The following is a 25,108-nucleotide window of genomic DNA, read 5'->3' as shown; positions in this document are numbered from 1 at the left end:
GTTATGAATGAAAAGAATATCAACAATGGGGAGCGATAGAAGTGAAAAAGAAATTGTTGGCTATTACGCTGGGGACATCAGTCGTTTTTGCTTTAGGAGCATGTGGAAATAAAGAAGAGAGTAAGTCTTCGAATCAGTCTGCAAGTACAGATAGTGCAGAACAAATTTTCCAAAGAAGTTGTGCTGGTTGTCACGCGAAAGATTTAGCAGGAGCAACTGGACCTGATTTAAGAAAAGTAGGCAGTAAGTATGACGCTGCAGATATCGAAGAAATTATTAAAAAAGGTCGCGGCTCAATGTCACCTGGACTTATTCAAGGTGAAGATGCGAAAAAAGTAGCTGAATGGTTAGCGGAGCATAAATAAGAAACGTAATTAATAAACGAGCTGATTGTATAACTTGACCGAAAAGTGCTTCGAGTTAAGTAATTACATGAGCTCGTTTACCTTTTCTTGGGATGTAACATAACTGTAACAAAATTGTATCCGAATTGGAAACCGATTGATGTTACAATGGGGTTTGTAGAATTTTGATGAAATATGTTACATAGAGTAGCGTTGCTAATAAAAAGCATGTATGGAAGCTACCTTCAACAAGAATGGTCGAGCGAAAATAAAGGTTTTTCTTTTATTTTCAAATGTACAGAAAAGTATTTCGAAAAAAATCATTAAGTATTGGGTGATAAATAATGATAAAAATGACGAATGTTTATAAGGAGTACCCAAATGGTATGAAAGCCATTGCTGGTCTCACAGTTAACATTAAACAAGGTGAATTCGTATACGTAGTTGGACCGAGTGGAGCCGGAAAATCTACATTTATTAAAATGATGTATCGTGAAGAGAAGCCATCTACAGGATCAATTAATGTAAATGGACTTGTAATTGAAACATTAGCAGAAAGAGATGTTCCATATTTCCGTCGTCAATTAGGCGTAATTTTCCAAGATTTTAAATTGCTACCTAAATTAACGGTATATGAGAATGTTGCGTTTGCTTTAGAAGTAATTGAAGAAGAACCAGATGCGATTCGTGAACGTGTTACAGAAGTGTTAGGTCTTGTAGGTCTAGATGATCGTGCAGATGCACTTCCAAGCGAACTTTCAGGCGGAGAGCAACAACGTGTGGCGATTGCAAGAGCGATTGTAAATAGACCAAAGGTTGTAATTGCTGATGAGCCAACAGGTAACTTAGATATTGAAACAGCGCTTGATATTATGAGTATTTTTAAACGTATTAATGAGCGTGGTACAACGATTGTTATGGCGACACATAACGCAGATATCGTAAATACAATTCGTCATCGTGTAATTGCAATTGAAGGCGGAAAAATTGTTCGAGACGAGATTGAGGGAGGATACGGATATGAAGGCTAAAACCCTTAGTCGACATTTGCGAGAAGGTGTGAAAAATCTATCCCGTAACGGATGGATGACATTTGCTTCTGTAAGTGCAGTAACAGTTACGTTATTACTTGTAGGCGTCTTTTTGGCAGCGATTATGAATATGAACCATTTTGCGACGAAAGTAGAGCAAGATGTAGAAATTCGTGTGCATATTGATCCGGCAGCAAAAGAAGCTGATCAAAAGAAATTAGAAGAAGATATGAGTAAAATTGCGAAAGTAGATTCTATTAAGTATTCTTCTAAAGAAGAAGAGTTGAAACGTTTAATTAAAAGCTTAGGCGATAGTGGAAAAACGTTCGAGTTATTTGAGCAAGATAACCCACTGAAAGATGTATTTGTTGTAAAGGCGAAAGAACCAACAGATACAGCGGCGATTGCGAAAAAGATTGAGAAAATGCAGTTTGTAAGTAATGTTCAATACGGTAAAGGTCAAGTTGAAAAATTATTTGATACTGTAAAAACTGGTCGTAACATCGGGATTGCATTAATTGCTGGTCTTCTATTCACAGCGATGTTCTTAATCTCTAACACAATTAAAATTACAATTTATGCTCGTAGTACTGAGATTGAAATTATGAAACTTGTTGGTGCAACAAACTGGTTTATTCGTTGGCCGTTCTTGTTAGAGGGATTATTCCTAGGAGTATTAGGATCAATTATTCCAATTGGCCTAATTTTAGTTATATATAATTCATTGCAAGGTGTGTTTAATGAAAAACTTGGCGGAACAATTTTCGAGCTTCTACCATACAACCCATTCGTATTCCAATTAGCTGGTTTATTAGTGTTAATCGGTGCGTTAATCGGTATGTGGGGAAGTGTAATGTCAATTCGTCGCTTCTTAAAAGTATAAAAAGTTGCAAACATAATTCGTACAAGCTTATCATATAGTAGAAATAGGTAAAGGCATCACACATCGTGTGATGCCTTTTGCTACACCACCTGTGTGTTCTGGAAAGGGGAATTCCGCATTGAAACGTAGAGTTGCAATTATTGGAATGGTTGTTGCATTTTTAATTGGTGCTGGCGGGATGTTTGGTGGTATGTACTGGTTTGGGATAAACCCAGCGTATGTAACGCAAACAGTATCGAATGGTAATGCTGGCACAGCGCAAGGGAATTTGGCAAAAATTAATGAGGCGTATGCACTAATTGATTCACGTTATGTGGAAGACGTGAAAGAAGACAAGTTAGTTGAAGGTGCAATACAAGGCATGTTGTCTACGCTGAAGGACCCTTATTCCACGTATATGGATAAAGAAACGGCAAAACAGTTTAGTCAATCACTAGATCCTGAACTTGAAGGGATTGGAGCTGAAGTGAACAAAACGGACGGTAAGCTTATTATCGTATCGCCAATTAAAGGTTCACCAGCAGAAAAGATAGGAATTAAACCGAATGACCAAATTTTATCTGTAGATGGAAATAGTGTGAAAGATTTATCACGTGAAGAAGCAGTATTAAAAATTCGTGGTAAAAAAGGAACGACTGTTGCAATTGAAATTAAGCGCGCAGGAGTGGCTGATCCGATAGTATTTAAAATTAAGCGTGAAAAGATTCCGATTTTCACTGTATTTAGTTCAGTAAAGCAAGAGAGCGGAAAAGACATCGGTTATATGCAAATTACTTCTTTTGCTGAAAATACTGCGAAAGAATTTAAGGATCAGTTAAAAGAGTTAGAGAAGAAACAGATAGCAGGCTTAGTTATTGACGTACGTGGCAATCCTGGTGGCTATTTAAATAGTGTAGAAGACATACTAGGAGACATCATGACAGATAAAAAGCCAATGCTACAAGTAGAACAGCGAAATGGTGAGAAGAAGAAATTCTCTACGGAATTGAAAGAAAGAAAGCCATATCCAATTTCAGTATTAATTGATAATGGAAGTGCTTCTGCTTCAGAGATTTTAGCGGGTGCGCTAAAAGAGGGAGAAGGATACGATTTAATTGGTGAAAAAACGTTTGGTAAAGGTACTGTCCAACAAGCTGTTCCATTTAAAGATGGTAGCAATATTAAATTAACAATGTTTAAATGGTTAACACCAGATGGCAATTGGATTCATAAAAAAGGAATCGCGCCAACTGTAGAAGTGAAGCAACCAGATTATTATCATGCGACACCAATTCAAATTGAAAAGACACTTTCATACAATTCAAATGATGTACAAGTAAAACATGCGCAAGAAATGCTTAAGAGCTTAGGATATGTACCAGGACGTGAAGATGGATACTTTAGCAAAGAGACAGAATCAGCACTAAAAGCATTCCAAAATGCGAATGAGATGGAAGCAACAGGACAACTCGATAAAAAGACAGCTGAAGCGCTTCAAAATAAAATTATTGAGAAGATTCGTTCTGGAGAAAATGATTTACAATTACAAACGGCATTAAAATTAATAGCGAAATAAGAAAGAATACAGGCACTTTGATGCCTGTATTTTTTTATGTGTTAAACAAACGTTTCTTTAGTTATGATAAGATAAAAAGAAAGAATGATATAAATGGTGGTGAATGAATTCGTGGAGGCATGGATTTTTGAAATACTACGAGCAGTTGGACGTTTTTTCTTACACCCTGCTGTCTATGTATTTTTAATTAGTAGTATCTTCGTTGGATACTTACGTATATTACGAGAACGAAAAGATTTTTCTTTTAAAGTATATGATATTTGGTTTGAACTACGAACAACTCTATTTGCAGGTATTGGGTACGGATTAATCGTATCTATTATTACGATTGGGCTTGGGCTTGTTGTTTCAAAAGCGAGTTTATGGGCAATTTTACTGTGGACGTTATTATTCGGATTAACTGCTATGTATCGATATTTATCTGTAGCTTATACTTTCGGAATCGCTATTGCACTCGTGTTGTTATCGTCTAAGATGCCAGTTTCCTTCTTACAGCTTGGAGAAGGTGAAGAGGGTACGATTGTATCCCTTGCTATTTTACTAGGCGTTATGCTCGTTGTAGAGGGGTTATTAATCTCTAAAAATGCAGTGCGATATTCTACGCCGAAAATTAAAAAGGGTAAGCGTGGTTTGAGAATTGGACTACATGAATCAAATCGTTTATGGCTTGTACCAGTATTTATTCTTATACCAGGAGACGCGGTGACAGGATTTATTTCTTGGTGGCCTGTCGTTTCAATAGGTTCGACTACATACTCTTTATTCCTCGTTCCATTTTTAATTGGATTTATGAGAAAGGTTAGAAGTTATGAGCCGACGGAAGCTTTATTATTTACAGGAAGACGTGTCTATGGATTAGCAGGGCTCGTACTCGTTTTAGGTGTCGCAAGTTACTGGTGGCACGTACTCGCAATTATCGCGATGGGAGTCGCAATGCTTGGGCGCTTTACAATCTCGATGCAAGAGAAGATTGCAGACGAGAAAAGACCAGCATACTTTGCAGCACGTAATGATGGACTTGTTGTGTTAGATACAATTCCGAATACAATTGGGGCGGAGATGAATTTAAAGCCTGGAGAAGTTATTACGAAAGTAAATGGAGTCATTCCAAGAAGTACCGAAGAGTTTTATGATGCGCTTCAAACGAAGACGACAGGGGCGTTTTGTAAATTAGAAGTAGTAGATACAAATGGTGAGCTTCGTCTTGCTCAAACAGCATTATACGCCGGGGGACATCATGAATTAGGTGTTGTATTTGTTCAGCAAGAGCATGAGTGGGATTCGGAAGCGATGTAATCTTTAAAATGAAACGAAAGAAGAGGCTGTATAACATTGTAGTTATACAGCCTCTTCTTTTTTGTTACAATTTACGGTTTTACTTGAGCGTAATGTTGTGCAACAAACTCGCGAAACGTTTGTGCAGCAAGTGATAAGTAGTGTTTTTCATTCCACACTAAATGAGGCGTCCATTGGCAAACGGGCTCTTCAATATGGAGAAGCGTCAGTGGGGGTAATTCCTTTTTTGCTGCAATTGGTAAAAAGGCAACACCAAGACCGGTGCGTACTAAGCCGCTGATGGCTGCAGGTTCATCCCCTTCACATACGACATTGGGCGTAAACCCAGCCCGCCTGCAGAACTTGTCTGTAATTTCACGGAAGCTGTATCCTGGCTTTAGGGAGATGAACGGATCATCTGCTACTTCACTTAGCTTGATACGGTGGCGATTTTTGAGACGATGTGTACTCGGCACAGCTAGTACAATCTCTTCGGTCATTAATGGAAGACTATAAATTCCTAGTCGATCAATAGGTGAAGGAGTAAGACAAAAGTCGATTTCGCCTTTTTCAAGAAGTTGAACTTTCAATTCTTCTGTGGATGCTTGCGTTATGCGGAAGTTAATGTGTGGATATAAGTCTAGAAAAGGTGCTAGTAATTCAGATACTCGATTTAAGGTCGTAGTAGCTATTAAAACACTTCCACGTTCTAATCCAGCCATGTCTGTAACTTGTCGTTTGCCTACTTCTAGTGCCTCAAGGGCTGTATCTACTTGCTTGAGAAAAGCTTTTCCGAAAGTGTTTAGGCGAATTTGCCTTCCGATTCGATCGAATAAGGGAACTCCTAACTCTTCTTCTAATCGAGCGATAGTAACACTTAAAGCTGGTTGGGAGATATGAAGTTCCTGTGCCGCTTTTGTTATATGTTCCGTACGAGCGACTGTCTTAAAATACTTGAGCTGCAGTAATTCCATAAAATGTGTTCACCTTCTCTTATATACTCAAAGTTATTAATATGATAGTTATTTTATATTTTTGTTTATCAACAATCAATTTTATAATATGAGTGTGAAAAGAAACATTATAAAAAGTTAAATGAGGTGGATGATTTTTGGATATTCAAAAATATTTAGAACATATTCAATCTGAAAAAAGAGAGGTAAGTTTCTCTTACTTATCTCATCTTCAAAAACAACATGTACTCAACGTTCATTTTGAGAATCTTGATATTCTGGCAAGAAAACCGCTATCTTTGCGTGAAGAAGATTTGTATCAAAAAATTGTTCATGCGAAACAGGGTGGCGTGTGCTACGAGTTAAACGGAATATTTTATTTTCTGCTAAAAGAATTAGGTTTTGACCCGTATCTTATGGCAGGAACTGTATATGTAAGAGAAGGAATTTGGGCTCTTGAAAATGCTCACTTATTCATAATCGTACCAATTGATAATAAAGAATACTTGGTGGATGTAGGTATGGGCGGTAATTCGCCACGAATTCCTGTTCCGCTGAATGGAGAGGAAGTTGTAGATAGTGATGGCCTTTACCGAGTAAATAAAGATGAAACAACATCGTTTTATTATTTGCAAAAAAAGACTGATGATGAATGGGAGATTCTATATCGATTTGAGCAGCCTTATCCTAAATGGAACTTGGAGAACATTCATCCAATCTGTGTCTTAACTGAAACAGCTCCAGAATCAATGTTCAACAAGATGTATTTCCTTTCAAGAGTGACAGAAAATGGGCGTATCACTTTGTTAGGAGACACGCTAATTATGGTTGATGGAAAAGAAAAAACAAAAGAAAAACTAGAAAAACATGAGATTGAAGAAACTGTTCGTCGCTATTTTCAAATCCAAATGTAGTGGGGAAACTTTAGGGAGGGTTAATATATAACTTTAGATCTACAAGTTAAACTGTTTATTGCACAGTGGGAAATAAACGGATAAGAACTTAGAAAAGCAAAGGGTGTATCGAAGGTATTACAAGTTTCGAATTGTTTAAAAGATGTATTTGTGAAAAAATAGAAGGACCGCACGTTATAAGTGGGCACATTTATTTGAATACGATAAGTAATATATATAAATGAAGCCTAATTTCTCATTGATATAAATGAGGGATTAGGCTTTTTTAGATTTGCTCACTTTTTTAGTTTCGTAGACGGATAACTTGAATAATTATTTGATAATGGTTATCATTTAGGGAGTCTTTTAATTTGGAAAAGGGAGGAAAAATATGCTACGTAAATTTTTTTCTTACTATAAACCGTACAAAGGTTTATTTATACTTGATTTTTCCTGTGCAGTTATCGCAGGCTTACTCGAACTTGGTTTCCCGCTTATCGTAAATCAATTTATTGATAAGTTATTACCAGGACAAAACTGGACGCTTATTTTATGGGCTTGTTTCGGTTTATTCGCAGTTTATGTGTTAAATGCAGGTTTACAATATGTCGTTACATATTGGGGGCATATGCTTGGTATTAACATTGAAACAGATATGAGACAGAAATTATTTGATCACATTCAAAAGCTATCATTCAGATTTTTTGATAATAATAAAACAGGTCATTTAATCTCACGTCTTACAAACGATTTAATGGAAATTGGGGAAATTGCTCACCACGGACCAGAAGATTTATTCATTGCCATTATGACTTTAGTCGGAGCATTTTCATTTATGATGATGATTAACTGGAAGTTAGCACTTCTAACATTCTTCGTAATCCCGTTCTTATTATGGTTGGCACTTTACTTCAACAAAAAAATGACAGGTACGTTTAGACGTTTATTCTCAGACGTTGCTGATTTCAATGCATGTATCGAGAACAATGTTGGTGGTATCCGCGTTGTACAAGCATTCGGAAATGAAAAGTTTGAGAAAGAGCAATTTGCTGTAAACAATGCTCGTTTCCGTACAACAAAATTAATGGCGTATAAAATTATGGCGTTAAATTCATCTATTAGTTATATGCTGATGCGTCTTGTAACACTCTTTGTATTAATATGTGGTACATGGTTCGTACTGCAAGGTGAATTAACGTACGGTGGATTTATTGGATTCGTTTTGTTAACGAACATTTTCTTCCGCCCAATTGAAAAAATTAATGCGGTTATTGAAAGTTATCCGAAAGGAATCGCTGGTTTTAAAAGATATGTAGAACTTCTGGAAACAGAGCCGGATATTGTAGATTCTAAAGATGCAATCGAAGTTAAACATGTACACGGCGATATTCAATACAATAACATCACGTTCGGATATGAAAATAAAGAGCCGATTTTAAACGATATTAGTTTGAAAATACATGCAGGTGAAACAGTTGCTTTCGTTGGACCATCAGGGGCAGGGAAAACAACACTATGTAGTTTATTACCGCGTTTTTATGAACACTCATCTGGATCGATTCAAATTGATGGCATTGACACGAAAGAGATGACGTTATCGTCACTTCGTAAGCAAATCGGAATTGTGCAGCAAGATGTTTTCTTATTCTCAGGAACAATTCGTGAAAATATCGCTTACGGAAACTTAAAAGCTTCAGAATCTGAAATTTGGCAGGCGGTAAAACGTGCCCAGTTGGAGGACTTAATTTACTCGCAACCAGATGGTTTAGATACAGTTATTGGTGAGCGTGGTGTGAAACTTTCAGGAGGACAAAAGCAGCGCTTAGCAATTGCCCGTATGTTCTTGAAAAACCCACCAATTTTAATTTTAGATGAAGCAACTTCTGCGCTAGACACAGAGACGGAACTTGCTATCCAAAAATCACTTGCTGAACTATCTGTCGGTCGTACAACGTTAGTTATCGCTCACAGGCTAGCAACTATTAAAAATGCAGATCGCATCGTCGTTGTAAATAAAGATGGTATTGCAGAACAAGGTTCACATGCTGAATTAATTGAGCGTGGCGGAGGGTATAGCAGGTTATACGAAGCACAGTTTAGTTCGTAAATATAATTTCTGCTGAATTAGTGCACCATAAGTAAGTGGAAATCTTATATGGGAGGCTATAAAGCATGATTGTAACAACAACTTCTACCATTCAAGGAAAAGAGATTATTGACTATATCGATATCGTCAATGGCGAAGCAATTATGGGGGCGAATATCGTGCGTGACCTTTTCGCTTCTGTCCGTGACGTTGTCGGTGGCCGTGCAGGCGCTTACGAAAGTAAATTGAAAGAAGCACGCGACATTGCAATGGAAGAGATGAAAACTCTCGCAAGACAAAAAAATGCGAATGCCATTGTCGGTATCGATGTGGACTACGAAGTAGTTCGCGAAGGGATGCTAATGGTTGCTGTGAGCGGGACTGCTGTCCGTATATAAAGTGAAAAGCCGTGCTGGTGCACGGCTTTTTTATTGTTATTGATGCTGTTATCGTGTTTAAGTTGATATTCTATGTCGAAGCCTCGATATTTCTTGGGAAATGCGGAAGATCCCGTCGATATATAGGGAAGACATTAGAGCGCTTCTTTACATTTTTGAATTTGAACTAATAATTTTTCGTATTCTTGTTCGAGAAATGTGATGTCATCTTGAGGATTTGGTATAGAAATCCGGCTGATGATTTCTGTTAATTTTGTTTGTAACCGTAATAATTCTTGTTCAGTAATATTTACAGAAGCTTGAGTTGTTCTTTTTGTGTATTGCTCGTAATTGCCGTGGAATATTCTAGGCTCTCTCTCATCTACTTTTAGAATATGGTCTGCAACAGAACGAATAAAGGCGCGGTCATGGCTAATGAAAAGTATGGTGCCAGGATACTCTTGTAACATGCTTTCTAATTCTTCTTGCGTTGCTAAGTCTAAATAGTTTGTCGGTTCATCGAGCAGAAGCATATTATAGTTTCCTAAAAATACTTTTGCAAGTGCAACCTTCATTCGTTCACCACCACTTAAGACGTGCACAGGTTTATGAACATCTTCACGGCGGAATAGGAGCCTTGCAAGTATTGTTCGTACGAACGACTCCGTATAGTTTGTTTCTTCTAGAACATTTTCTAAAATGGTTTTATCTGTTTTTAAAATTGATAGTGTTTGTTCAAAGTATCCAATTTTACAGCTTTTCGAAAGCTGAATGCCGCGCTCGTTTGTGAGAAGCATATTGAACAAAGTTGTTTTTCCACTTCCGTTTGCGCCTAAAATAGCAAGCTTTGCACCAGGAGCAATAGTTCCATTCATATTTTTAAATAGTGTGCGGTCACTTATTTTCTTTGTTGCTTTATTAAGCTGTACCACCACTTTACTATGAATGGGTGTATGGTATTGCACGTCAAAATGAGCTTGAGAAAGATCCTTTGGCTTTTCTTGCTTTTCTAATTTTTCGAGACGTGTCTCTAATGCTTTCGCTGCTTTGCTAACATTTTCTTGGCCATGTGCCCCACTTAATTTATAAAGTTTAGATTCAGATGAACTGAACCGCGTTGGGACTTTTGTCATGCTAGAAGCACGTTGCTTTCTTTGTAAAATTGATTGCTCTAAACGATTTTTTTCTTGTACATATTGCTCATATTCCGCTTGCTTTTGTATTCGCTCACGTTCTTTTTGTTTTCGATAGTTTGAATAATTCCCTTTATATTCTTGAATAGTACCGTCTTCAATTTCGATGATTTTGGTACATATGGTATCTAGAAAATCACGATCATGCGATATTAAAACAAGTGCACCGTTATAAGATAAAAGTGCCTTTTCTAATTGCTCTGTACCGAACATATCTAAGTGACTTGTTGGCTCATCAGCAAATAGAATGCCTGCATCTTGTTCGAGAGCATGAGCAATCTTTAGGCGCATTCGTTCGCCGCCGCTCATTGAATCTGCAACGTTTGAAATATTCCATTTTCCTTTTGTAAGAGAAGAAGCGGTTTCCGGTAGTTCCTCGCTAAGCTGAGGAATGATAGCGATAGAACTATGGTGAGTTACTATACCTTGGTCAGCCTCTATTTCTTTACTTAATATTTGTAATAACGTAGATTTTCCAGCTCCGTTGACTCCAACAATTCCTATGCGATCGTTTGTTTGAATTTCCAGTGATGGTAACGTAAATAGGGTGCGATCACCAAAGCTCTTTTCAATATTACGTGCGAATAAAATAGTCATAAAAAAACCTCCCTAGTTTCACTAGAGAGGATAAACGTCGCCCTTGAATGTAAAAATCGTACATAAATAAACGATTTTTTACATAACCGTCTCGAAAGAAAGTATCGACAAATGGACAGACTAATCCCCTGCTAGTTTTCATCATTTTTGTTCACTATTTGTGATGGATGAAATAAATAAGAGAATTAGAACTTCATTGGTCAAAGTACCTTCCTTTCATAATATTATTTTTATTGTATGCGCATACAAATGAGTTTGTCAAACTTATTTGTATTTGTGATTTTTGAATTCGTTATTATACAGTTGTGCTTTTGCCAGCGCCTCAGAATCGTTCTTGATTTCATCCAGTCCATTCGCATCCCCAATAATATAGCCTTCAAATGAAGAACCGACAAAATCAAAGATGTATTGGAACTGAGCGATAAGCGGTAATGCTTTTAGCTTCGGATTATCCCCGCCAACGATAACAACATACATTTTTTTACCTGTCATCTTTTCTTTGAGATGAAGGGATTTATCGCGTAAACTTTGCGACCAGCGATCGACGAAGTTCTTCATATGACCGCTCATGCCGTACCAATAGAGGGGCGTCGCAAAGATAATAGTTTCGTGCTCTAGCATGCGCTCGATTAACTGCTCGTAGTCATCATTTACAGGTTGAAATCCTTCTGCATCATGACGTTGATCTGTAATAGGATGGACGATATGATCACGTAAGTAAATTTGTTCTGTTTCAATTCCATCAATCATCATATGTGTTAGAGTTTCCGTGTTCCCGTTTTGTCTTGAACTGCCGTGTATGACGAACATGTAATCATCTCTTTTCTTTTGTTTGTTTTAGGAGTGAAACGTGTTTTTGTAAATTCGTTTGAATGTTGGAAAGTAATGTGATTTGTTTCGTTACCTCACTGAGTTTGTCTTCGTAAAGTGCAAGGATACTGCTGCACGGATTTTCGTATAGGTGTGGTTCTATTTCGAGGCAGCGCAACATTCGTGCTGTCTCTTCTAAATTTAAGCCAATTTGTAAGTACATTTGAATAAGCTCTACTTTTTCAATGGCACTTTTATCGAAATCACGATAGCCGTTTGTGAGGCGGTTTGAAGGGAGTAATCCCTTTTCTTCGTAATGTCTCAGTGAGCGCTCACTGACCCCTGTTTTTTTAGATAACTCCCCAATTCGCAATGTGTTTCACTCCTTTTAAAGGTATTGTAAACCTTCACACTAATGTGAAGGTCAACTCTGTTTTTTCGCAAAAGAATCTACATGATTTAAAAAGACCTGAATAGCCTTAGAAGGGATAAAATATTTGCCGCGCACGATGGAGAATGGACGGATTAGCTTTTCATTTGGAACTTCGACGTGGAATAGTTCTTTGGCTAGTAGTTCTTTCCGCACGGTCCAGTCAGAAAGTATAGCGATGCCGAGCCCGGCAGCGACGGCTTCCTTTACGCTTTGAATGCTACTAAATGTAAAGAATCGTTTCATTTTTAAATGATGTTGATGAATGAAACGATCGCTATAGGCACGTGTCCCAGAGCCACTTTCTCTTAATACCCATACTTGGTCTTGGAGAGTAGTTTCGTTTATATCCTTGATGTGAAGTAATGGATGATTTGGAGGGACGACGAGCTTCATTTCATCTTGCATAAACGTTTCAACGTCCACGTCAGCATATACGACTTGCCCTTCCACTAAGCCGATATCAATTTGATTAGAGCGGAGGCTTTGCAAAACTTCTTCCGTATTTGAGATAAATGTATGAACTTCGACGTGCGGATTTTCATTCGCAAAGCGCGCAAGTATTTTCGGAAGTAAGTATTCGCCAATTGTAAAGCTAGCGCCGATTCGCAGCGTTCCCGTTACGACGTTGTGCAATTCATTAATTTCTTGTTTCGCATCTTCATAAAGTGAAAGCATTTGCTTTGCGTGTATGTATAATATGTTTCCAGCTTCCGTAACTTGGACGTGCTTTGGGGAGCGCTGAATAAGTGTAGTCCCCAATTCATTTTCCAAGTTGCGAATGTGCATACTAACCCCGGGTTGTGAAAGGTTTAATAGTTCCGCAGCACGCGAAAAATGTTTTTGTTCAACGACAGTAACAAAGATTTTCAAAATGTCGACGTTCATTTGTTAGGCCCCTTTATTTTTGTTTTCATTTTATCATAAGTATTTCTGATGATAGGGATTCAATATTGATATTAAACTTATTATAAAAATTCTCTTATAATGTAACTAGAAAGAACATGCATGTTCCAATACGATTATTGGGGTGGTATAAAGTGGAACAAACACTTGTTATACAAAAGAAGAAGGGCTTTGGATTTTCGCAAGGTATTGGGATTACGTTATTAATCGCAATCGCTGCGAAATATTTAGCAGAGCTTCCATTTTTAAATATTATGGGACAATTAGTAATCGCTATTCTAATCGGGATGGTTTGGCGCGCGGCAATCGGAATTCCTCAAGAAGCAATAGCGGGAACGAACTTTGCGAGTAAGAAGTTGCTTCGCTTCGGGATCATTTTACTTGGAATGCGGTTAAATCTTGTAGATATTGCGAAGGCGGGGCCGAAAGTATTGGTCATCGCAGCGGTTGTTATCACATTTACAATTTTCGTTGTATATGGACTAACGAAAGTATTTAAAGTAGAACAGAAACTTGGAATTTTAACAGCATGTGGGACGGCAATTTGCGGAGCTGCAGCGGTCGTGGCAATTGCACCGCAAGTGAAAGCGAAAGATGAAGAAACGGCAGTTGGGGCAGCGATTATTGCAATTTTAGGTACAATATTTACACTTATTTATACGCTATTATACCCAGTGCTTGGCTTCTCACCCTATGGTTACGGCGTGTTCGCAGGTGCGACATTGCACGAAATCGCTCATGTTATCGCTGCTGCGGCGCCAGGAGGTAGCACGGCTGTAGACATCGCGGTTATTGTGAAATTAACGCGCGTAGCGATGCTTGTGCCAGTAGCGATTTTAATTGGACTATGGTTTGGCAAGAGCGAGGGAAGCAAAGAAAAAAAATCGTGGCGCGACCTTCCGATTCCTTGGTTCATCTTCGGATTTTTAGCAATGAGTGCGGTGCATTCGCTTGGGATTATCCCAGAAGTTGTTGCCGGATACATTGTAGTAATTGCGTACATGCTTATTGCAATGGCGATGGCAGGGCTAGGTTTAAATGTAGAGTTTAAAACGTTCCGTAAATTAGGAAGTAGGGCATTCGTGGCAGGGCTAATTGGCTCGGTTTGCCTTTCGGTACTTGGGTACGTTCTTGTATATGCATTAGGATTTATGTAGTAAGACGAAGAAGCTGTCCCAAAAGATATTTTGGGACAGCTTCTTTCTTATGCCTATAGTGCTACGGATGTCGATATTTGTCGGTAAGTCGATATATTTAAAAAATCGCCGATATAAATGGAGTTGCGCTGATATATTTAAAAAATCGTTGATATAAATTTAATTCCTGTCTTACTGTGTTAGAGAAGCTGTTCAGTGAAACATTTTTTAAAATTTGTAAAGATATCTTTATTTATAACTGGAAAATATTTATAATTTGAGTAAAGATATCTTTACTTTCGAAGGTGGAGCCTATGGGTGTGAAAAATAAAATTAAAGAATTACGAAAGCAACATCATATAACACAAGTTGAAATGGCAAAGGCGATGCAGGTGACGCGGCAGACAATAGTGGCGATTGAAAATCACCACTATAACCCGAGTCTAGAGTTATCCCTAAAAATCGCCAAATATTTTGAGATGAAGGTAGAGGAAATATTTACGCTGGAGTAAGGGGAGAGAAAATGAACGATACTAAAAAGTTATTTATCGGTGCGACTTTTGGATTGTTTTTGGGAGATATTGTAGTTCGTATTATGAATCCAGCTATACCAATTTTACCGCTCGTAGCTAGTAACGTTTTAGCAATTGTATTTCTGATATTGTATACGAATTACAAAAAGCGTAAGTACAAAAAAGAAGAACTGCCAGATATAGATGAGCGGGTAAATGAAAATATAAAAAAGTATGTAAATGTCTCATTTATATTCGCGTTTATTCTGCTTATAGTTTATATTGTTGCGAGCAAAGGAATAGGAAGGGCTGTTATACCGATTCCAGAAATATTCATTGTATGTAGTTTCTTATTTGCGGGTAGTCTCATCATAGGAGTAATGGCGGGAAAACGAGCATAGCGATAGGAGGAATGAAAATGCAAGATGAGTTTGAGAGATTTCAATCGGATAAAGCGTTTAAATATGTAGGGTTATTTTTCGTGATAAGTTTAGCAATATGGAGTTTGTACAATTTAATTGTTTACGGAAATGCTGGAATGCCTTTTGTTTTATTTGTACTAGGGCAGTTTGTCTATTTCTTTGTGAACTATTGGCCGAAGTGGAAATATAGAAATAAGAAAGAGACTGATCATGTATGAGTAAGCAAGATATTATAAAGTTTATAGGAAGCTTATCTATAGCGGGGCTGATGTTAAATGCGAGTTTAATGATTTTAAGTATTTCGTGGGAAGTAATTTTTATATCGAATGTCGCATTAGTTATTTTATACGGAATTTCGGAATATAGAGAACAGAAGCGTTTGAAAGAAGAGGGAGTACCGTTGATTGATGAGAGAGTTGTGAACAAGATGAAGTCGTATTTTGTGATTTGTATTACAAGCTTCGTTTTCTTGTTCATTATGTATCTTTCTGTAAATAAGTATTTAGATAGACAAATCGTGGATGTGAATGAATTATTATATATAGTTATTTTCGGACTGTTAATTAGCATGGCATCGACGAGTGTATTAGCAGCAAGGGGAATTAAATAAATATATAAAGGGGAAACGGGATGGGATTAGCGGTATTATGTGTTGCGACGGCTATATTTGCACTTTTGTGGGGGATGCAAAACTTCTCGCGCAATCCAGGGCCAAGTGTATGTATTATGATTGGTGCTGTAGGTTTATCATACTATTTATTAATGTTAGCGCATTATCATAAAACAGCAACAAGTGTTGTTGTTGGGGCAATTATTTTATCTTGTGGACGTGCTATACAAAAGGGGTTACTTCCATAAAAGCTGTTTATACAAAAGGTATAAACAGCTTTTTGTATTTTTTTTACAAACTACTTGAAAGTTACGTTACGTCACCTTTTATAATGAAGGAGAAGAGGTGATGGAGTTGATTTCAATTCAAGAACTAACGAGGGAAACAGGGGTTACAGTAAGGACGTTACGTTATTATGATCAAATCGATTTATTAAAGCCGAGTGGGAAAACTGATGGAGGACATCGGTTATATAGTGAGAGAAATGTTGTTCGTTTGCAGCAAATTTTATTTTTAAAAGAAATGGGTTTTTCATTAAAAGAGATTACGAATATGTTAGTAAAAGGTGAACTTAATTCAAAAGACTCGCTTGAAAAACAACTTCGATTTGTACAGGAAGAACAAAAGAAATTTAATCGAATGGAGCGTGTTTTACAAGCAGTTGTTTATTCGGTAGATGTAGAGGGGGAGCTGGATTGGAAAGTTATGTTTGAGCTTATTCAGCTTTCGAAACAGTCTCCGCGTATACGTGAAATATTTCAAAATGAAGTCTTTTCGAAAGAAGAGCAAGATTTACTTCATAATTTACCAAATATGAGTGAGGAAGATCCGAATGTGTTAGAGTGGGTAGATTTATTAAAGCAATTACGTAATTTTATGAAAGACGGTAAGGAAGCATCGTGTGATGAAGTACAAGAGGCAACGAAGAAATTAATGCAGAAGTGTTTAGAGATGGCTAATGGTGATGAAGCGTTTTTAGATAAATTGTGGGAAGTAAGAAAATCAAAAGAAGATTCACAGAAAATGAGTATGTATCCAATTGAGGAAGAGCTTCTAGTATATATGGATGAGGCTTTTCGTATATATGATGAAAGGGAGAGGGATAAATGAGTATACTCGCAGAATATCGATGGTACTTTTTAATTGGTGCAGAGATTGTATTTTGGCTATCAGCTATTGGATTCTTTTTACTAAGGTATGGATTTCGCTTGAAAAAGGCGAGCTTTATTATGGGGATTGTGCTACTCATAAATGAAGTGTTTATTTTAACTTTAGGGGTATTGGACTATTATCAAACAGGGAAGTTCTCTAATTTTCAAATCATTACGGTAATCATTTTATTATATGCAGTTTTTTATGGGAAAAAGGATTTGAAGAAATTAGATATATATGTACAAAAATTAGTTGCGAAGTGGCGGAATGAACCGGCGCCTATTATCGAAGAACCACTTGAAGTAACAGGGATGGCGCATGCGAAGCAGGAAATAAAAAATTGGGTTTTACATCTTATTTTGTTTGTTGCGGTTCATATATTCTTTTTCTTCATGTATGGGCTTATTCCAGTAGAACAGTGGGGAAATTGGTTAGAGTCAGGAATCGTTTTAAATAAAACAGCAAGCCGTGTAAGCCAAGTATGGGCTATTATTCTTTTAGCGGATACTGCGATTTCATTTTCATATGTTATTTTTCCGAAGAAGGAGAAAGGAAATAAGAAGCTACTTTCATAGAGGAAAGTAGCTTTTTCTAGTATACCAATAGTTTGTATAGGAGAGGATAACAATAGGAAAAAGAACAGGTTTTATATGCTTATTTCTCTTTAGTTTAGTAGCATGTTCACAACCTAACAGTGCAATTGATAAGAAGAATGATGTCGTTGCAAAGGGGGCAGAAATTTCTAATCTAGATAAATTCGAGAAGTTCGTTTGGACTGTGGAACAAGGGAAAGTTGATAAAATAAGAATTGTACAGTATACACATGAAGGTGACCCGATTTTTCAAACGTTAGAGCATAGTGAGAAAGATATACTTTATGTGTTAGATAATAGACAAGACCAATTTGCTGGTGACCATAAAGGGTTACATAAAGATAGTTGTAAAAGGATTGTTAAAGAGCAACGTGAATCAGAAACGGCATATAGGTTAATAGATTGTACGAATGAAAATGGGCGCAATGGATATGACTTATTATATGTACTTAAAAAATAGAGTTAGTAGAGGAAGGGAGTATTTATTCCTTCCTTTTTTATGTATATATTGTCGAAAGTTTTACCGAATATCTGTTCGTTTTTTTAGGTTTTTTATGAGCATTCGTGGTAAAATAATAATACAGATTTTTATGAGGAGGTCGGTTTTTAGTTGGAACATCCATTTGAAATTATCTCAGAGTATTCCCCGCAAGGTGATCAGCCGGGAGCGATAGAGAAGCTTGTAGAGGGAATTAATAGTGGTAAGAAAAAGCAAGTGTTGCTTGGAGCGACAGGAACGGGTAAGACATTTACGATTTCAAATGTCATTAAAGAAGTGCAGAAGCCAACACTTGTAATGGCTCATAATAAAACGTTAGCAGGACAGTTATATAGTGAGCTGAAAGATTTCTTTCCTAACAATTCTGTGGAGTATTTTGTTAGTTATTACGATTATTATCAGCCGGAAGCGTACGTGCCACATACGGATACGTTTATTGAAAAAGATGCGCAAATTAACGATGAAATTGATAAATTACGCCACTCGGCAACGTCTTCCTTATTTGAACGAGATGATGTTATTATCGTTGCGAGTGTGTCATGCATATACGGTTTAGGTTCTCCGGAAGAATACCGCGAGTTAGTTGTTTCACTTCGAGTTGGTATGGAAAAGGATCGTAATCAATTACTTCGTGAACTTGTTGATGTACAGTATGGACGTAATGATATTGATTTCAAGCGTGGTACATTCCGTGTGCGCGGAGATGTAGTTGAGATCTTTCCGGCATCACTTGACGAACACTGTATTCGAATTGAATTTTTCGGTGATGAAATCGATCGTATTCGAGAAGTAAATGCATTAACAGGTGAAGTATTAGCAGAACGTGATCATGTGGCAATCTTCCCGGCATCTCACTTCGTTACACGTGAAGAAAAGCTGAAGGTCGCTATTGAAAATATTGAAAAAGAATTAGAAGAGCGTTTAAAAGAATTAAATGATAACGGTAAATTGTTAGAAGCGCAGCGCATAGAACAGCGAACGCGTTATGATTTAGAAATGATGCGCGAGATGGGCTTTTGCTCAGGAATCGAAAACTATTCCCGTCATTTAACACTTCGTCCAGCAGGTTCAACGCCGTATACGCTTTTAGATTATTTTCCAAAGGATTTCTTAATTGTTATGGATGAGTCACACGTATCGGTTCCGCAAGTAAGAGCGATGTATAACGGGGACCAAGCACGTAAGCAAGTGCTTGTTGATCATGGATTCCGTCTGCCATCAGCTTTAGATAATAGACCGCTCACGTTTGATGAGTTTGAAGAGAAAACGAATCAAGTTATTTACGTTTCGGCAACGCCAGGACCGTACGAGTTAGAGCAGTCACCGAAAGCAATAGAACAAATTATTCGTCCAACAGGGCTTTTAGATCCACCAATTGATATACGACCAATTGAAGGACAAATAGATGATTTATTAGGAGAAATCCATGACCGGATTGCGAAAAATGAACGTGTATTAATTACGACTTTAACGAAAAAAATGTCAGAGGATTTAACGGATTACTTAAAAGATGTAGGAATTAAAGTGAATTATCTTCACTCTGAAATTAAAACGTTAGAACGTATTGAAATTATCCGTGATCTTCGCCTTGGTAAGTTTGATGTACTTGTCGGTATTAACTTATTACGAGAAGGATTAGATATTCCAGAAGTATCACTTGTAGCTATTTTAGATGCGGATAAGGAAGGGTTCCTACGTTCAGAGCGTTCATTAATTCAAACAATTGGTCGTGCGGCGCGTAATGAAAACGGCCGCGTTATTATGTACGCAGATCGCATAACGAGATCAATGGGGATTGCGATTGAAGAAACGCAGCGTCGTCGTAGTATACAAGAAGCTTACAATAAAGAGCATGGTATTACGCCGAAGACGATTCAAAAGGGAGTACGTGACGTTATTCGTGCGACAACAGCAGCTGAGGATACGGAAACATATGAAGCAGCACCAGCTAAGAAGATGACGAAAAAAGAACGTGAAAATACAATTGCGAAGATGGAAGCAGAGATGAAAGAAGCAGCAAAAGCGTTAGATTTCGAGCGTGCAGCTGAATTAAGAGATTTACTACTAGAATTAAAAGCGGAAGGGTGAAAAGAGTGAGTAAAGATTTTATTGTTGTAAAAGGTGCTAGAGCGCATAATTTAAAAAATATTGATGTAACCATTCCGAGAAATCAGCTTGTTGTTGTGACGGGATTGTCTGGTTCAGGAAAATCATCGTTAGCATTCGATACGATTTATGCAGAAGGGCAGCGCAGATACGTGGAATCTTTATCCGCGTATGCGCGCCAGTTTTTAGGACAAATGGATAAGCCGGATGTTGATACGATTGAAGGTTTATCTCCAGCGATTTCAATTGATCAAAAAACGACGAGTCGTAATCCACGTTCAACAGTTGGAACGGTAACAGAGATTTATGATTATTTACGTTTATTATTCGCACGAATTGGTACGCCGATTTGTCCGAATCATGGAATTGAAATTACATCACAAACAGTGGAACAGATGGTAGACCGTGTTCTTGAATATCCTGAACGTACGAAGTTGCAAGTGCTAGCGCCTATCGTGTCAGGGCGTAAAGGTGCGCATGCGAAAGTATTAGAAGATATTAAGAAGCAAGGTTATGTTCGTGTGCGCGTTGATGGAGAGATGCTGGATGTATCTGAAGAGATTACGTTAGATAAAAATAAGAAGCATTCAATTGAAGTTGTTATTGACCGTATTGTTGTGAAAGAAGGAATTGCCAGCCGACTTGCAGATTCACTGGAAAGTGCTTTAAAGCTTGGTGGGGGCCGAGTTTTAATCGATGTGATGGGAGAGGAAGAACTTCTATTTAGTGAACATCATGCTTGTCCGCATTGTGGTTTTTCAATCGGAGAATTAGAGCCGCGTATGTTCTCGTTCAATAGTCCGTTCGGCGCGTGTCCTTCTTGTGATGGACTTGGCTCAAAGCTTGAGGTAGATTTAGAACTTGTTATTCCGAACTGGGATGTATCATTAAATGAACATGCGATTGCTCCTTGGGAACCGACAAGTTCACAATATTACCCGCAATTATTAAAATCTGTGTGTAATCATTACGGCATCGATATGGATATACCGGTGAAAGATATACCGAAGGATTTATTTGATAAAGTGTTGTACGGAAGCGGGGAAGAGAAGGTTTATTTCCGCTATGTGAATGAATTTGGTCAAGTAAAGGAAAATGAGATTTTATTTGAAGGTGTTATTCCGAATATCGAGCGTCGTTATCGTGAGACGAGTTCTGATTATGTTCGTGAGCAAATGGAGAAATATATGGCAGAGCAAGCTTGTCCGAAGTGTAAGGGTGGACGCTTAAAGCCTGAGAGTTTAGCTGTTTTCGTTGGTGATAAAACGATTGCCGATGTAACGAAATATTCTGTTCAAGAAGTACAGGAATTCTTCTCAACTGTTGAGCTAACTGAGAAACAACAGAAAATTGCTCATTTAATTTTAAGAGAAATTCAGGAGCGTGTGGGGTTCTTAGTGAACGTCGGTTTAGATTATTTAACGTTAAGTCGTGCTGCAGGAACTTTATCAGGTGGTGAGGCGCAGCGTATTCGTTTAGCGACACAAATTGGTTCTCGCCTTACTGGCGTACTTTACATTCTTGATGAGCCTTCTATCGGTTTGCATCAGCGTGATAATGATCGTCTTATTCGCACATTGCAGGAAATGCGTGATTTAGGAAATACGTTAATCGTTGTTGAGCATGATGAAGATACGATGATGGCTGCTGATTATTTACTTGATATCGGACCTGGTGCAGGTATTCATGGTGGTGAAGTTGTATCAGCGGGTACACCGGCTGAAGTTATGCAAGACGAGAATTCATTAACAGGGAAATATTTAAGCGGTAAAGAGTTTATTCCGGTACCACTTGAAAGACGTAAAGGTGACGGACGTAAAGTGGAGATTATCGGTGCGAAAGAAAATAACTTAAAGAATGCGAAGATGTCATTCCCTCTAGGAACATTTGTAGCAGTAACAGGCGTATCTGGCTCTGGAAAAAGTACGATGATTAATGAAGTGCTATACAAATCGTTAGCTCAAAAGTTATATAAGGCGAAAGCGAAGCCAGGGGCTCATAAAGAAATTAAAGGTCTTGAGCAGTTAGATAAAGTTATTGATATTGATCAATCACCAATCGGGCGTACACCACGTTCCAACCCAGCAACATATACGGGTGTATTTGATGATATTCGTGATGTATTTGCGCAAACGAATGAAGCGAAAGTACGTGGATATCAAAAAGGACGTTTCAGCTTTAACGTAAAGGGTGGCCGTTGTGAAGCGTGTCGTGGTGATGGAATTATTAAAATTGAAATGCATTTCTTACCAGACGTGTATGTTCCGTGTGAAGTTTGTCACGGTAAACGTTACAACCGTGAAACGTTAGAAGTGAAATATAAAGATAAGAATATTTCTGAAGTGTTAGGGATGACAATTGAAGATGGGGTAGAGTTCTTTGCTAATATCCCGAAAATTAGGCGTAAACTTCAAACGCTTGTAGATGTAGGGCTTGGTTATATGAAATTAGGACAACCAGCTACGACGTTATCAGGTGGTGAGGCGCAGCGTGTGAAATTAGCTTCTGAATTACACCGTCGTTCTACAGGGCGTACGTTATACATTTTAGATGAGCCAACGACTGGCTTACATGCACATGATATTGCACGTCTTCTAGAAGTGTTGCAACGTCTTGTTGAGAGTGGGGAGACAGTACTTGTAATTGAGCATAATTTAGATGTTATTAAAACAGCTGATTATATCATTGACCTTGGACCAGAAGGCGGAGACAAAGGCGGACAAATCGTTGCTTCCGGAACGCCAGAACAAGTAGTGAAAGAAGAGCGCTCGTATACAGGTAAGTATTTAAAAGAGATTTTAGATCGTGATAAAGCAAGAATGAAAGAGAAAATAAAAGAAGTAGAGTTATCGCAATAAGTTGTTAATGAAAGCCGAGTGGGAATTACACTCGGTTTTTATTTCATCGGGGGAGAAAATGGAGTTTATAGAGGTATTGAGAAAGAAAAATATGAAGGTAAGGGAATTTCAAAAGTGGGGCGTATGCTTTAGAAAACGCTGGGAGGATAACTTTGCGAATCATTTGAGTTATGAAGAGAAAGAAGAGATTCATTTATATGGGGATAAATATAGCTGTGGTTACTTGTGGCACATATTCAGTTATGAAAAGAAAAAGTGTTTAGAAGGTAAAGAAGCGGAGAATATGTTTCATAATGAAATGAAAAAGGAGTGTTACATCTTCTTTCAACATTGTGATGAAGTACTGCTAATAAAGGATGCGAGTTTATTACGTATGGATGATATATTACGTGAGACAGACGATGCGTATAAAGGCGATATCTATATTGTAGATGAAAATTTCACTTGGACCTTTGTGAAAACTCATGAACATAGATGGTGTGGACCTTATTTTACAAGGAAATGTTAATAGGTATACAAGCATGAAGGGTAGAATAAGTTGATATAAGTGTATGTATGTTACTTGCGTTTATCCTTTTCGACAAGAAGACTCCATCTGATTTGTGTTACGGGTGAAACCCAACAATTCAGGTGGAGATGAATTGCCGTCAGAAGGTAGACTGAACTCTTTTGTTTCGTTCATAACAATTTTTTGAGGGCGAATATTTGTTTCTATTTGTCTTACGATATAATCTATTGTAGATAAGGAGGGAATATATCGTAAGATAACGAAATTGGATCATAATAATCATTCGGTTACTTGGGCCAAAAGGAATTACGATGAAGACCTTGTTCACATTTTGCTCCGTTCAGTTCCAAATATTGATTTGTCAAAAGCGATTAACAGTTACAAAAGTGTTAGTTCTCGTTTCGTGAAACGAGATTTCCTAAGATAAAACATTATCTTAGGAAAGAAATAAATTTAAAGAACTCTCTGAGAAAGGTGGTGAAAACAATGGCTAGAAAGAAAGCAGTGAAAGTATTACGTAAACAAAAGAAAAGAGAAAACATACAACGATTCACTCAGAAACAGAATATCGGACGGGCTTGTCTCACAGCTAAAGAATTTCGTTTACTTCAGCGCATGTCGCATAGTTCAAAAGCGTTGCGTAATGTTGGGTTGTACACGATTAAACAAAGTTACTTGAACAATAACAAGATGGCTACTGTAAAAGAAGTGGACACTGCCATGCAAGCCGATATGAACTACTGGGGCATGCAATCAAACTCTGTTCAAGCGATTCGTAGAGCCTTGTTTGCAGAAGTGAAGAGCTTTTTTAAAGCATTGGAACAGTGGAAGAAAAAACCTGAGACATTCACAGGTCGTCCTAAGTTTCCGAATTATTCTCGTTCAACTGACAAACGAATCATTGAAATCTATCAAGTTCCAAAAGTTGATGATAACGGGTATTGGATGATTCCGATGAATGTTGAATTCAGAAAAAAATTCGGTTCCATTAAAATACGTATGCCTAAAAATTTAATAAATAAAAAAGTCTCCTACATTGAGATTGTACCCAAGCAAAAAGGTCGGTTCTTTGAGGTGCATTATACATATGAGATGCACGTTTCTCAAATGAAGAAACAATCCACGACTACTAGTAACGCTTTGAGTTGCGATTTAGGTGTAGACAGATTATTAAGTTGTGCAACAAATGCAGGTGATACATTCTTAATTGATGGAAAAAAATTAAAATCCATTAACCAATACTTCAACAAAATGATACGTAATCTGCAACAGAAAAATAGGGGAAATGGACTTTCAAAACGAGTTGTAACGAATCAAATGGCTGCACTTTGGCATAAACGAGAACGACAAATAAATGGTTACATTTCACAAACTGTAGG

The 25,108-nt window shown here is 37.6% G+C and carries 26 protein-coding genes and 1 pseudogene; 22 read left to right on the top strand and 5 right to left on the bottom strand.

Features of this window, described 5'->3' with window-relative positions:
* Positions 1-41: 41 nt before the first annotated feature.
* The 5 genes from cccB (at position 42) to V7038_RS14190 (ending at position 5,109) form a co-directional block, all read left to right on the top strand.
* Entirely contained in the window at positions 42-365 is a 324-nt protein-coding gene (gene cccB, locus V7038_RS14210; protein ID WP_002034763.1) for a cytochrome c551, read from the top strand.
* Between the two features lie 323 nt (positions 366-688).
* Entirely contained in the window at positions 689-1,375 is a 687-nt protein-coding gene (gene ftsE, locus V7038_RS14205; protein WP_033714061.1) for a cell division ATP-binding protein FtsE, read from the top strand.
* Positions 1,365-2,258, top strand: a complete 894-nt coding sequence (gene ftsX / locus V7038_RS14200; protein ID WP_002112857.1) for a permease-like cell division protein FtsX — start codon at positions 1,365-1,367, stop codon at positions 2,256-2,258. The genes ftsE and ftsX overlap by 11 nt, the downstream gene beginning before the upstream one ends.
* A gap of 118 nt (positions 2,259-2,376) precedes the next feature.
* The gene (locus V7038_RS14195) at positions 2,377-3,813 is read left to right on the top strand and encodes a S41 family peptidase (RefSeq protein ID WP_438825110.1); all 1,437 of its coding nucleotides are present in this window, start codon (positions 2,377-2,379) and stop codon (positions 3,811-3,813) included.
* Between the two features lie 111 nt (positions 3,814-3,924).
* The gene (locus tag V7038_RS14190) at positions 3,925-5,109 is read left to right on the top strand and encodes a PDZ domain-containing protein (protein ID WP_002112854.1); all 1,185 of its coding nucleotides are present in this window, start codon (positions 3,925-3,927) and stop codon (positions 5,107-5,109) included.
* Positions 5,110-5,180: 71 nt separating this feature from the next.
* On the opposite strand, the gene V7038_RS14185 is transcribed toward V7038_RS14190, so the two are convergent.
* On the bottom strand, positions 5,181-6,062 hold the full coding sequence (locus tag V7038_RS14185; RefSeq protein WP_070129170.1) for a LysR family transcriptional regulator: 882 nt from the start codon (positions 6,060-6,062) through the stop codon (positions 5,181-5,183).
* Positions 6,063-6,199: 137 nt separating this feature from the next.
* On the opposite strand from V7038_RS14185, the gene V7038_RS14180 reads away from it, so the two are divergent.
* From V7038_RS14180 to V7038_RS14170, 3 genes are all read left to right on the top strand, one after another.
* Complete coding sequence (locus V7038_RS14180) at positions 6,200-6,955, top strand: arylamine N-acetyltransferase family protein (RefSeq protein ID WP_070129169.1); 756 nt, start codon at positions 6,200-6,202, stop codon at positions 6,953-6,955.
* Positions 6,956-7,325: 370 nt separating this feature from the next.
* Positions 7,326-9,041, top strand: coding sequence for an ABC transporter ATP-binding protein (locus V7038_RS14175; RefSeq protein WP_002112850.1), 1,716 nt, complete (start codon positions 7,326-7,328; stop codon positions 9,039-9,041).
* A 65-nt stretch (positions 9,042-9,106) separates the two neighbouring features.
* The gene (locus tag V7038_RS14170) at positions 9,107-9,418 is read left to right on the top strand and encodes a YbjQ family protein (RefSeq protein WP_002112849.1); all 312 of its coding nucleotides are present in this window, start codon (positions 9,107-9,109) and stop codon (positions 9,416-9,418) included.
* Positions 9,419-9,552: 134 nt separating this feature from the next.
* On the opposite strand, the gene abc-f is transcribed toward V7038_RS14170, so the two are convergent.
* The 4 genes from abc-f to V7038_RS14150 form a co-directional block, all read right to left on the bottom strand.
* Complete coding sequence (gene abc-f / locus V7038_RS14165; RefSeq protein WP_335470584.1) at positions 9,553-11,187, bottom strand: ribosomal protection-like ABC-F family protein; 1,635 nt, start codon at positions 11,185-11,187, stop codon at positions 9,553-9,555.
* A 264-nt stretch (positions 11,188-11,451) separates the two neighbouring features.
* Positions 11,452-11,997, bottom strand: a complete 546-nt coding sequence (locus V7038_RS14160) for a flavodoxin family protein (RefSeq protein ID WP_070170668.1) — start codon at positions 11,995-11,997, stop codon at positions 11,452-11,454.
* Between the two features lie 4 nt (positions 11,998-12,001).
* Entirely contained in the window at positions 12,002-12,370 is a 369-nt protein-coding gene (locus V7038_RS14155; RefSeq protein ID WP_002198862.1) for a MerR family transcriptional regulator, read from the bottom strand.
* A gap of 51 nt (positions 12,371-12,421) precedes the next feature.
* On the bottom strand, positions 12,422-13,315 hold the full coding sequence (locus tag V7038_RS14150) for a LysR family transcriptional regulator (RefSeq protein ID WP_002112844.1): 894 nt from the start codon (positions 13,313-13,315) through the stop codon (positions 12,422-12,424).
* Positions 13,316-13,467: 152 nt separating this feature from the next.
* Here V7038_RS14150 and V7038_RS14145 point away from each other — a divergent pair, with 152 nt between their 5' ends.
* The 14 genes and pseudogenes from V7038_RS14145 to V7038_RS14080 form a co-directional block, all read left to right on the top strand.
* Positions 13,468-14,490 carry a YeiH family protein gene (locus tag V7038_RS14145; protein WP_335470580.1) on the top strand — a complete coding sequence of 341 codons (1,023 nt, stop codon included), beginning with the start codon at positions 13,468-13,470 and terminating at the stop codon, positions 14,488-14,490.
* A gap of 293 nt (positions 14,491-14,783) precedes the next feature.
* Positions 14,784-14,981, top strand: a complete 198-nt coding sequence (locus V7038_RS14140) for a helix-turn-helix transcriptional regulator (protein ID WP_002112840.1) — start codon at positions 14,784-14,786, stop codon at positions 14,979-14,981.
* Between the two features lie 11 nt (positions 14,982-14,992).
* Entirely contained in the window at positions 14,993-15,382 is a 390-nt protein-coding gene (locus tag V7038_RS14135) for a hypothetical protein (protein WP_070140110.1), read from the top strand.
* Positions 15,383-15,399: 17 nt separating this feature from the next.
* Positions 15,400-15,621 (top strand): hypothetical protein, encoded by a 222-nt coding sequence (locus V7038_RS14130; RefSeq protein ID WP_002112837.1) that lies wholly within the window; start codon positions 15,400-15,402, stop codon positions 15,619-15,621.
* Positions 15,618-16,013 carry a hypothetical protein gene (locus V7038_RS14125; protein ID WP_002112836.1) on the top strand — a complete coding sequence of 132 codons (396 nt, stop codon included), beginning with the start codon at positions 15,618-15,620 and terminating at the stop codon, positions 16,011-16,013. Before V7038_RS14130 ends, V7038_RS14125 begins: the two co-directional genes overlap by 4 nt.
* A gap of 20 nt (positions 16,014-16,033) precedes the next feature.
* Complete coding sequence (locus tag V7038_RS14120) at positions 16,034-16,261, top strand: hypothetical protein (protein ID WP_002112835.1); 228 nt, start codon at positions 16,034-16,036, stop codon at positions 16,259-16,261.
* Positions 16,262-16,361: 100 nt separating this feature from the next.
* Positions 16,362-17,123, top strand: coding sequence for a MerR family transcriptional regulator (locus V7038_RS14115; RefSeq protein ID WP_199692996.1), 762 nt, complete (start codon positions 16,362-16,364; stop codon positions 17,121-17,123).
* The gene (locus V7038_RS14110; protein ID WP_335470577.1) at positions 17,120-17,740 is read left to right on the top strand and encodes a hypothetical protein; all 621 of its coding nucleotides are present in this window, start codon (positions 17,120-17,122) and stop codon (positions 17,738-17,740) included. The genes V7038_RS14115 and V7038_RS14110 overlap by 4 nt, the downstream gene beginning before the upstream one ends.
* A 46-nt stretch (positions 17,741-17,786) precedes the next feature.
* On the top strand, positions 17,787-18,218 hold the full coding sequence (locus V7038_RS14105) for a DUF4362 domain-containing protein (RefSeq protein WP_335470606.1): 432 nt from the start codon (positions 17,787-17,789) through the stop codon (positions 18,216-18,218).
* A gap of 150 nt (positions 18,219-18,368) precedes the next feature.
* Positions 18,369-20,345: an excinuclease ABC subunit B gene (gene uvrB, locus V7038_RS14100; RefSeq protein WP_335470575.1), complete on the top strand. Its 1,977-nt coding sequence runs from the start codon at positions 18,369-18,371 to the stop codon at positions 20,343-20,345.
* A 5-nt stretch (positions 20,346-20,350) separates the two neighbouring features.
* Positions 20,351-23,221: an excinuclease ABC subunit UvrA gene (gene uvrA / locus V7038_RS14095; protein ID WP_070129164.1), complete on the top strand. Its 2,871-nt coding sequence runs from the start codon at positions 20,351-20,353 to the stop codon at positions 23,219-23,221.
* A gap of 58 nt (positions 23,222-23,279) precedes the next feature.
* Positions 23,280-23,729 (top strand): DUF4275 family protein, encoded by a 450-nt coding sequence (locus tag V7038_RS14090; protein WP_002112830.1) that lies wholly within the window; start codon positions 23,280-23,282, stop codon positions 23,727-23,729.
* A gap of 304 nt (positions 23,730-24,033) precedes the next feature.
* Positions 24,034-24,179: pseudogene (locus tag V7038_RS14085) on the top strand (transposase); the annotation flags it as partial.
* A 36-nt stretch (positions 24,180-24,215) separates the two neighbouring features.
* On the top strand, positions 24,216-25,108 hold an 893-nt coding region (locus V7038_RS14080; RefSeq protein WP_335470572.1), incomplete at its 3' end, for a transposase.

This window comes from Bacillus sp. JJ783 (genome assembly GCF_036963225.1).
GTDB classification, from domain to species: Bacteria; Bacillota; Bacilli; order Bacillales; family Bacillaceae_G; genus Bacillus_A; species Bacillus_A cereus_U.
The sequence above is the reverse complement of the archived record's forward strand: the minus strand, read 5'-3'. Positions and strand labels throughout refer to the sequence as shown.